15 protein-coding genes are annotated in these 7,726 nt (G+C 64.3%); 9 read left to right on the top strand and 6 right to left on the bottom strand.

Annotation, left to right across the window (positions count from 1 at the left end):
- Nucleotides 1–68: 68 nt before the first annotated feature.
- Entirely contained in the window at nt 69–779 is a 711-nt protein-coding gene (locus RBA95_RS14475) for a hypothetical protein (RefSeq protein WP_306017585.1), read from the bottom strand.
- Nucleotides 780–1,491: 712 nt separating this feature from the next.
- Here RBA95_RS14475 and RBA95_RS14470 point away from each other — a divergent pair.
- The 9 genes from RBA95_RS14470 to RBA95_RS14430 all read left to right on the top strand — a co-directional run bounded on the left by RBA95_RS14470 (nt 1,492) and on the right by RBA95_RS14430 (nt 5,945).
- Nucleotides 1,492–2,247, top strand: a complete 756-nt coding sequence (locus RBA95_RS14470; protein ID WP_306017584.1) for a hypothetical protein — start codon at nt 1,492–1,494, stop codon at nt 2,245–2,247.
- A gap of 159 nt (nt 2,248–2,406) precedes the next feature.
- Nucleotides 2,407–2,571 (top strand): hypothetical protein, encoded by a 165-nt coding sequence (locus RBA95_RS14465; RefSeq protein WP_306017583.1) that lies wholly within the window; start codon nt 2,407–2,409, stop codon nt 2,569–2,571.
- Between the two features lie 3 nt (nt 2,572–2,574).
- Nucleotides 2,575–2,784 (top strand): hypothetical protein, encoded by a 210-nt coding sequence (locus RBA95_RS14460; RefSeq protein ID WP_306017582.1) that lies wholly within the window; start codon nt 2,575–2,577, stop codon nt 2,782–2,784.
- Between the two features lie 12 nt (nt 2,785–2,796).
- A complete protein-coding gene (locus RBA95_RS14455; RefSeq protein ID WP_306017581.1) occupies nt 2,797–3,729 on the top strand; it encodes a hypothetical protein in 933 nt (310 codons plus the stop codon).
- A 78-nt stretch (nt 3,730–3,807) separates the two neighbouring features.
- Nucleotides 3,808–4,149 carry a hypothetical protein gene (locus tag RBA95_RS14450; protein ID WP_306017580.1) on the top strand — a complete coding sequence of 114 codons (342 nt, stop codon included), beginning with the start codon at nt 3,808–3,810 and terminating at the stop codon, nt 4,147–4,149.
- Nucleotides 4,149–4,880 (top strand): DNA N-6-adenine-methyltransferase, encoded by a 732-nt coding sequence (locus RBA95_RS14445; RefSeq protein WP_306017579.1) that lies wholly within the window; start codon nt 4,149–4,151, stop codon nt 4,878–4,880. Before RBA95_RS14450 ends, RBA95_RS14445 begins: the two co-directional genes overlap by 1 nt.
- The gene (locus tag RBA95_RS14440) at nt 4,880–5,317 is read left to right on the top strand and encodes a hypothetical protein (RefSeq protein WP_306017578.1); all 438 of its coding nucleotides are present in this window, start codon (nt 4,880–4,882) and stop codon (nt 5,315–5,317) included. Before RBA95_RS14445 ends, RBA95_RS14440 begins: the two co-directional genes overlap by 1 nt.
- Nucleotides 5,314–5,592, top strand: a complete 279-nt coding sequence (locus RBA95_RS14435; RefSeq protein ID WP_306017577.1) for a hypothetical protein — start codon at nt 5,314–5,316, stop codon at nt 5,590–5,592. Before RBA95_RS14440 ends, RBA95_RS14435 begins: the two co-directional genes overlap by 4 nt.
- A gap of 149 nt (nt 5,593–5,741) precedes the next feature.
- A complete protein-coding gene (locus tag RBA95_RS14430; protein ID WP_306017576.1) occupies nt 5,742–5,945 on the top strand; it encodes a hypothetical protein in 204 nt (67 codons plus the stop codon).
- A 7-nt stretch (nt 5,946–5,952) separates the two neighbouring features.
- Here the strand turns inward: RBA95_RS14430 and RBA95_RS14425 are convergent, their stop codons facing one another.
- Genes RBA95_RS14425 through RBA95_RS14405 form a run of 5 tightly spaced genes read right to left on the bottom strand, consistent with a single transcriptional unit; the run spans nt 5,953 to nt 7,650 of the window.
- Entirely contained in the window at nt 5,953–6,294 is a 342-nt protein-coding gene (locus RBA95_RS14425; RefSeq protein WP_306017575.1) for a hypothetical protein, read from the bottom strand.
- Complete coding sequence (locus RBA95_RS14420; RefSeq protein WP_306017574.1) at nt 6,291–6,515, bottom strand: hypothetical protein; 225 nt, start codon at nt 6,513–6,515, stop codon at nt 6,291–6,293. The genes RBA95_RS14425 and RBA95_RS14420 overlap by 4 nt, the downstream gene beginning before the upstream one ends.
- Nucleotides 6,512–6,817 (bottom strand): hypothetical protein, encoded by a 306-nt coding sequence (locus tag RBA95_RS14415; protein ID WP_306017573.1) that lies wholly within the window; start codon nt 6,815–6,817, stop codon nt 6,512–6,514. Before RBA95_RS14415 ends, RBA95_RS14420 begins: the two co-directional genes overlap by 4 nt.
- Before the next feature lies 1 nt (nt 6,818).
- Nucleotides 6,819–7,103 (bottom strand): DUF2312 domain-containing protein, encoded by a 285-nt coding sequence (locus tag RBA95_RS14410; RefSeq protein WP_306017572.1) that lies wholly within the window; start codon nt 7,101–7,103, stop codon nt 6,819–6,821.
- Nucleotides 7,096–7,650 carry a DUF2829 domain-containing protein gene (locus tag RBA95_RS14405; protein WP_306017571.1) on the bottom strand — a complete coding sequence of 185 codons (555 nt, stop codon included), beginning with the start codon at nt 7,648–7,650 and terminating at the stop codon, nt 7,096–7,098. The genes RBA95_RS14410 and RBA95_RS14405 overlap by 8 nt, the downstream gene beginning before the upstream one ends.
- Nucleotides 7,651–7,726 lie beyond the last annotated feature (76 nt).

Genomic DNA, 7,726 nt, shown 5'->3' with positions numbered 1-7,726 from the left:
GGGGTAGGGGGTGCGCGTTCTGGCCCACTGAGTTTGCATCAGTGGCTGGAAACGAGCCAAGGCGCTGACTAATCATCGCTTTCCCCGCTTGTGTGACTGTTGGCCTGTGTGACTTCGCCTTGAGTGTCGGCGTAAGTGCTTGAATTATCAGGGCCGGGCAGAAGCGGGGCGCGATGGTTCGAGCCGTCATCCTCGGCGGTGCCATCCAGAAACGGCGCGGCCAGTTCGGAAGGGTCGGGCTGGGCGGGCAGGACCACGGCCAGACCCTGCGGGCTGCTGACCTCGATCCGCGCCGGGGCGGCGCTGTGCATGACCCGATTGAGCATGTCGGCGTTGCGATCCCGCACCGCCCATGCGTCCTTCATGGACATTGAGGCGCGCCATAGCTCGTAATGGCTCAGCGTGCCGTCCTTGTCATAGACTGGGGCGAGCGGTCGGCCCTGACTGTCATAATGATCAATCCCGTATGCCTCGGCCTCGGCCTTGATCGAGCTGGCCAGCACATAGCCAGGGCCGCCGCGAACGATATTCGCCGCGCCGGTCAGCGGGTCCGCGCCCATGGCCTGGATCAGCCGGATCGTCTCAGCCGTGGCGCGGTTCCGCGCGCCGGACGGTCGGCCCGGCCCGCGCCTCTTGGGCGCATCGCCGAACGATTGCGCCGCCGCGTCGTCCAGTTCCTCGGCGAACAGCGCCAGCTGATCGGGCTCGCCGTCATCAGGCTGCGCCGCGCCCAGCTCGCCGGACTTCATCGCTTCAAGCTCTGCCGTCTCGTTCGCCATTTCCGCCCTTAGTTTATTCACGCCGCGCCGCGATCCGGGCGAGGCATCAAATCAGGGGCGCAAGGATCGGCCAGATTTGGCCATGTCCAACGGCTCAGATGCTGAATGACGGGGCGTCACCACAGGGAACCGCCAAGGCGTCACCCTCTAAGCTATTGAATGCAATAGATATATCTATGACAGGTGACGGGGGTGACGGAGGTGACGGGGTGCGGCTACACACGCGCGATTTATCAGGGGGTAATTCGCGCCTAGACACGGGCGAGGCGTCACCAGCGTCACCGGCGTCACCTAATCAGAAAAACGGTTGAGGATCAGTCTTTTAGCAGGTGACGAAACCCCCTGACCCGTGGGGCGCAACCGTCACCGCACCGCTTCGGCGCGTGTCTGCTTTCGGCCCTATGGGTCCGGGTTCGGGTTCGGTTGTCAAGGGGGATCGAGAGCCAGGGCGATCTGATGCGGCGTACTGGGGCCGGGTCGGGTCCGGGTCCGGGCTGCGCCCATCCCATGCGGTCGGGCCTCGCCCTTGTTCCGTCGCGCTGCGCGCGCCGGGGCGCGGCCCGGTGGGCCATGCGGAAAGCCTCGCCCTTATTCCGTCGCGCTGCGCGCGCCGGGGCGCGGCTTGGTGATGTAAATTAATTTTACTTTCCTGTTGACAGGTCGAAACGTGTAAAATAAATTTACATCACACCACGACAGAGGACGACGCCTGATGCAACTGGAATTCGATTTCACCCCGCTTAAAGTCCTGATCGCGTGCGAGTATTCGGGCACGGTCCGCGACGCCTTTCTGGCCGAGGGTCACGACGCATGGTCCTGCGACATTCTCGCCGATGACACGGGCTCTAACCGTCATATCCGCGACGACGTGCGCAACCACCTGACCGGCTGGGATTTGATCATCGTGGCGCATCCGCCCTGTACGCGCCTGTGCAATTCGGGCGTGCGCTGGCTGACCGAAGCCCCCAAGCGCCTGAACCCCGAACACCACACCGCCGCCGAGGTCGCCGCCTATGCGCGAATGACCGACGCCCAGCGCCTCGCCTTCATGTGGGCGAAGCTGGACGAGGGCGCGGCCCTGTTCTCCGACCTCTGGAACGCGCCCTGTGATCGCGTGGTGTGCGAGAACCCGGTCATGCACCGCCACGCCAAGGCGCGCATCCGCAACTATGCCGAGCCGGTCCAGTCGATCCAGCCGTGGCAGTTCGGAGACTGGGAAACCAAGCGCACCCACTTCTGGGCGCGTGGCGTCGCTCCGCTCGCCCCGCTTTATCCCAAGCTCGACGACGCCCGCCGCGCTCTGGGCCTGCCTGCTGACGCCAAGCCGGTCACTCGCGTGCATTCCATGGCGCCCGGCCCTGAGCGGTCAAAAGAGCGGTCCCGCTTCTTCCCGTCCGTGGCGCGCGAAATGGCCCGCCAGTGGGGCGCCCAATCCATGCAGCAAATCAACCAAGCCAAAGCCGCTTAAGGAGCCTGAACCATGCTCAGACAATACGACCCCCAACGACATACAGTCCTTGAGACCCCGCGCGGCGCTTATTGCGTCGGCACACTGGAAATTGGAACCATTTTCAAATCAACCCGCTGCGGCTCTCATCGCGCGCGCGCCTTCATCATTGAGGCATGGTTGCCGCGTGAGATTGGCGCGGGGCGCATTGTCCGCGGGCGCTATGAAAACACGTTCCGCGCGCGAGGCGGTCATCTGGCCCTGTGCCGTGATCTGTCGAACGGTCAGCGCACGCGCCTTGCAGATCATCACATTCTGTTCGCCGTCGAGATTGGGGAGGCCTGAACCATGGCCATCACCATCCACTTTAAAACCGGCAATGCCGCCTTTGAAGACAACCCGCAAGCCGAGATTGCCCGCGTCCTGCGCGCACTGGCTGACACCATCGAGGCCGACAGCGGCCCGGACGAGAGCGGCGAATTTTATGCGGGCTGGAAGGTTCGCGACCTCAACGGCAACGCCATAGGCGAAGCCGAAATCCAACACGACGCGAACTAGGAGGCCCGGACCATGGCCAAGCTCACCAAACAACAAGCCAAGATGCACCGCGAAGCCTGCAAGCTGCTGGAACAGGACACGCTCAAGCTGTCTGAAAAAGAATTCGTACTGGAGCACTGGAACGAAGCCGCAGAAAACGATGTGGGCGCGGCGGGCGCGTTCTTTACCCCGCTCAACCTCGCCGCTGATTTCTTCATGGATGCGCCGGTGTCGGGCCGCGTCGTCGATCTGTGCGCCGGTATCGGGCATTTGTCCTTTGCGAACTATCACTACCGGGACGGGCGCCGGGCCGACAATTCCAAGCCGGATATAACCTGCATCGAGCTGAACCCGCGTTATGTGGAAATCGGGCGTAAGATCCTGCCAGAGGCAACGTGGATTTGCGCCGACGCGCTCGACCCGGAACTGTGGGCGGAGCTGGGCGTGTTCGATGGCGCCTATTCAAACCCGCCCTTTTCCAGCCCCAACACCTACACGAACCGCTCCAAGACAGCGGGCGCCAAGATGGAATTTGCGATCATCGAACAGGCGGTCAAGGTGTCCCGGTACGGCGCCGGTTTCATCATCCCGCAAAACTCCGCACCCTTCCGCTATTCGGGCGCGCGCAACTTCTCCGAAAAGACACACGGCCCCGGCGTCGATCACTTCAACAAAACCGGGATCATGCTGCGCCCAGGTGCGGGCGTGGACGCCGATTTTTACCTTCAAGAGTGGAAGAACACCGCCCCGCGCGTCGAACTGGCGTTCTGGGATACCTATACGGACGGTGAACTTCTGAAACCGGACTTTCGCTGCGCGCCTGAGCCCGCCAAGGCCGCGCCTGCGCCCGTCGCCGCCGCGCCCCAGTCCTTCCCGATGGAGGACACGCCCCAAGGCGCCCAGCTCGTCATTCCCGGCGCGGAAAAGCGCCAAAACCCCGCCAAGCGCCAACTCGAACTGTTCTAACCGGCGCGGCCCGGGTCAGGGATCGGCGCGCCGGTCCCTTTCCCCGGCCGTGCCGGCCGAATTGGAAAGGATAGTCCCATGATGAACAATCAAGACAGAGCCGAACGCGCCAACGCTGCCCTTAACGCCTACTGCGCACATGTCGGCGATCAACGCAGCGCCTTTGGTGAACGTGAACTGCTCGGCGACATGCTGGGCGACCTTATGCACTACGCCCAGTCGGTCGGCGTGCCCTTCGACGAGGTTATGAAAACAGGAGAAATGACCTTCATCACCGAATGCGACGAGGAAGCCGACGACCGCGCAGGCTGCGAGCGCTGCGGCACGCTCGATCATCTGGAAGACGTGGACGGCGAAGACCTCTGTACCGACTGCCAGCACGCCGCACAGGACGGCTCGCTGTACGGGGAGGATGCCTAATGCCTATCGGTTCCCACCAGTCCGCCGCCGCCCGGTCCGACACCTGGCTGACCCCGCCCGCGCTGCTCGATGCCCTCGGCCCGTTCGACCTGGACCCCTGCACGCCGCCGGACATGCCATGGCGCACCGCTGCGCACCGCTACACGCCCGCCGACGATGGGCTGGCGTGTGACTGGTTCGGGCGCGTCTGGCTCAACCCGCCCTATGGCCGCGCCGTGGGCGACTGGCTGGCGCGCATGGCGGCGCATGATCAGGGAACCGCCCTGATCTTCGCCCGCACCGAGACAGAGGCGTTTTTCCGCCATGTCTGGGAAGGCGCAAGCGCGCTGCTGTTTCTTGAGGGGCGCTTGCACTTCCACACGGGCGACGGCGAGCGCGCCAGCGCCAATGCGGGCGCGCCCTCTGTCCTCGCCGCCTATGGGGCGGACGATGTGGACCGGCTCGCCGCGTCCGGTCTGGCGGGCGCGTTCGTCCCGCTCTCAACCGGGCGTCAGACGGTCCTTGTCCTGCGCCATGAGGACACCGTGTCGATCACATGGCGCGCCCTGCTGGCGGAGGTGACGACGCGACAGGGCGGCACAATCTCGCTCAGCCTCGCTTATCGGCTGATCGCCAAGCACCCCAAGGCGGAGCGCAACCCGAACTGGAAAGCCAAGGTGCGCCAGACCTTGCAGCGCGGCGGCTATGTCCGCACCGCGCCGGGCGAGTATCAGCAACAGGAGCTGTTCTGATGCGCTTCAAGCACTGGCCGAAAACCCGTTACGAAGCCACGCCGCGCAAGGCCAGCGCGGCGGCGCGGGCGATCCAGAAACAGATCGACGCGGCGCCCCTGCTGTACGCGGCCGGGCTGGAAACCGCGCCCAGCGTCGCGGATCGGCTCGATCACAACGCGCGCACCTGGGACAGCATAGAGGCCAGCCAGCGCGCGTTTCGCGCCCAGATGTGGCGCGAGGCGCGGGCCATGCTGTTTGCGCTGTCCGACAATGAGCGGGCGGCCCTGCGCCACTTCTGGAACACGTCGCCTTATCCCGGCGATCCGACTTATTTGTGCGGCGTCCTTCGCCGCTGGAATGCGGGCGAACTGGACCTAGAGGTGTTTGAAAAGGCCAAGCAGCTGGGCGAGGCGGCCCGCGTTCGGATCGACGCCAAACGGAGCAACCTCTCATGACCTCTTGCCCTCTCGAGCAAAGCATGGGCGATAATGCGCCCATGCCAGCCGGACGCCCCGCCAAACCCGCCGCGATCGCCGCCAGTCCAGACGCCGTGCGCGCCTGGCGCGATCGTCTGAGCGATCAAGCGGGCCGTCAGATCAGCCAGGCGGCGGCGGGTGAGCTGATCGGCGTCAGCCGCGTGCGCTTCAATCAGTACGAACAGGGCGGCGCGCCGCTCATGGCCGCGCTCGCCATGGCGGCGGTGGAAGCGGGCCTGAAACCTGTGGGTTGATCGCGCCAAGCCCGCACGCACAGATAAGTATTGTGCAGTGCGGCGCATAAATTAAATACACAGCTTGACAACTATAAACTGTTGAAAAGGCGCCTTTTATTAAGGTTTCTCATTCTTTCTCCCCACGCGCCACAAGAGAGGAGAAGGTAATGAATACCCGCGTCACGATAACCTGCTACCAGCTTAGCCAGATGCACGGCGCGGCTAAGACATTGAGTGTCTTGCTGTCCGCCGCGCCCCGATCCCCTTGGCGGGACGGGGCCTTGTTTCTCACGTCCTACATGCTGGAAGGCTGCGAACTGGCCCAGAAGAAATGCGCGCGCGCGTCGTACGGCTTCGCCTCAGAAGGGTGAGGGCGGCTCAGGGGCGGGCCTGTCTCGCCTCGGCCTCGGCGGGCGCCACAAATACGGCATGGGACAGAATGCGGTCGCGCGCTTCCTCAAGGCTTCCTGACTGCTCGATAATCTCCCACGCCTGGAACACGCCCGCCGCATAAGCGTCGTGACCATCGCGGGGGATGGCCTGCGCCGCCTGGTCCCACTGGCGGCGGGTGAAGTCCGCCCCGGCGTCAAACACGGTCTGGGCCAGCCGCTTTAACAGGCGCTCATGCTTGGCCGCCGCGTCCGGGTGGTCGGGCAGGCGCACCGCCGCCCTGATCTGTTCGATCAGGGCGGCCACGGCGGGGCTTTGCAGGGCGCTCATGGGCGCCCCCGCGTCCCGCGCTGCGCAAGCCAGCGCAGCGACAACCCCGCCCACCAGCCAAGCGCGGCCGGGATCAGAAGCGGCCACAGCACCGCCAGTTTCAGCGCGTCGAACAGGAAAACCCCGTCTGCGTCCCGGTTGACGATGGCGGTGCGTGCATAGGTGATGAACACCGTGGTCATGGCCGTGGTGACATAGGCGATAATGATGTGCTCGATCATGACGCGGGCCTTCCAAACAGACGAAACAAGCGAGACAGTGGTGATTGCCGCTGCCTCGCTGGCCTGTATGTCTTCTTGAAGATTTTGGGCTTGCAGGGATACAGCTCCCCTTCAACGCCCTTGATGATGAAATCAGAAGGGTCTGCCCAGTGGACCCCCTCTAGGGTTCTGATGACAGCGGCGCCATCATAGTTGAGCCGAACCTCACCTTCCGCGATGGCTGCTTTACACCAATCGGGCAGCGCATCCTTGCCCAGCTGGAAAGCTTCGATCACGACAGGCTTTTTCACATAAAGCCCCATCCTAGCTCTCCCCGACCGCGCCCAGATACAGCTCCAGCAGGGCTTCCATTTCCTGCCGTTCATGGGCGTCCTGTTTGCGAATGGAGATCACCTTGCGCAGCACCTTGGTGTCATAGCCCATGGAGCTGGCCTCGGCGTAGACCTCCTTGATATCGGCGGCCACGCCCGCCTTGTCTTCTTCCAGCCGCTCGATGCGGGCGATCAGGGCGCGGATTTGATCGCGGGCCGCCGCGCCGATGGCGTCGCTCTCGTCCTTCTCAGGCGCGTTTGCTGCAAAATCAGCCATGTGCGCCTCCGTCCTTGGTCATTTCGGCCAGGGTTTCCTCGGCCGCTTCATGGGCCAGGTCCGCCACCTGATCGGCAAAGGATTTGGGCGCGGCGCCACGGGTGCGATAGTCCACGCCCGGCGCGGTCAGCGACACCACCGCCCAGTCCGTCGCCAGCATGTCGGTCTGGCTCGCCAGCCAGGGCACAATCGTGCCGTCCGCCGTCTTCATGTCGATATGCGCGTGATAGTCCACGGGCGTGCCTTCGCCCAGGATCGACAGAAGCGGCTCCCGGTTCACCGTGAAGTGCGAACCATTGACCAGGAACAGGAACATGCCGCGCCCGTTCCAGCCCTGACGGGCGACCGTGCCGCCCATTTTCAGGACGGTCAGCGCCCCGCCAAAATCCAGCGCCTGCGATGAACGATAGGCGTCCTCGAACGCCTGGGCGGGCGACCAGCTTTCATAGCCGTCTGCATAGCGGACCGTATAGCCGGGCTCGCCGTTCTTGGTGGCCGGTTTCGCCTGCACCAGCTTGGTGCCGATATAGGCCGTCATGTCTTCCATATCTCAATCTCCTGGGTGGGTGATAAGGGGGCCGGGGCAGGGCGGGGGATACGACGCCCCGCCCCGGCCGTGGGCG

It is taken from the genome of Oceanicaulis sp. MMSF_3324 (assembly GCF_030733545.1).
GTDB lineage: Bacteria > Pseudomonadota > Alphaproteobacteria > Caulobacterales > Maricaulaceae > Oceanicaulis.
This window is presented reverse-complemented; position numbering and strand designations above follow the sequence as displayed.

Coding starts and splice junctions, on each gene's coding strand:
- RBA95_RS14475 (WP_306017585.1), bottom strand. CDS start 779: ATGGCGAACGAGACGGCAGAGCTTGAAGCGATGAAGTCCGGCGAGCTG.
- RBA95_RS14470 (WP_306017584.1), top strand. CDS start 1,492: ATGCAACTGGAATTCGATTTCACCCCGCTTAAAGTCCTGATCGCGTGC.
- RBA95_RS14460 (WP_306017582.1), top strand. CDS start 2,575: ATGGCCATCACCATCCACTTTAAAACCGGCAATGCCGCCTTTGAAGAC.
- RBA95_RS14455 (WP_306017581.1), top strand. CDS start 2,797: ATGGCCAAGCTCACCAAACAACAAGCCAAGATGCACCGCGAAGCCTGC.
- RBA95_RS14450 (WP_306017580.1), top strand. CDS start 3,808: ATGATGAACAATCAAGACAGAGCCGAACGCGCCAACGCTGCCCTTAAC.
- RBA95_RS14445 (WP_306017579.1), top strand. CDS start 4,149: ATGCCTATCGGTTCCCACCAGTCCGCCGCCGCCCGGTCCGACACCTGG.
- RBA95_RS14440 (WP_306017578.1), top strand. CDS start 4,880: ATGCGCTTCAAGCACTGGCCGAAAACCCGTTACGAAGCCACGCCGCGC.
- RBA95_RS14435 (WP_306017577.1), top strand. CDS start 5,314: ATGACCTCTTGCCCTCTCGAGCAAAGCATGGGCGATAATGCGCCCATG.
- RBA95_RS14430 (WP_306017576.1), top strand. CDS start 5,742: ATGAATACCCGCGTCACGATAACCTGCTACCAGCTTAGCCAGATGCAC.
- RBA95_RS14425 (WP_306017575.1), bottom strand. CDS start 6,294: ATGAGCGCCCTGCAAAGCCCCGCCGTGGCCGCCCTGATCGAACAGATC.
- RBA95_RS14420 (WP_306017574.1), bottom strand. CDS start 6,515: ATGATCGAGCACATCATTATCGCCTATGTCACCACGGCCATGACCACG.
- RBA95_RS14415 (WP_306017573.1), bottom strand. CDS start 6,817: ATGGGGCTTTATGTGAAAAAGCCTGTCGTGATCGAAGCTTTCCAGCTG.
- RBA95_RS14410 (WP_306017572.1), bottom strand. CDS start 7,103: ATGGCTGATTTTGCAGCAAACGCGCCTGAGAAGGACGAGAGCGACGCC.
- RBA95_RS14405 (WP_306017571.1), bottom strand. CDS start 7,650: ATGGAAGACATGACGGCCTATATCGGCACCAAGCTGGTGCAGGCGAAA.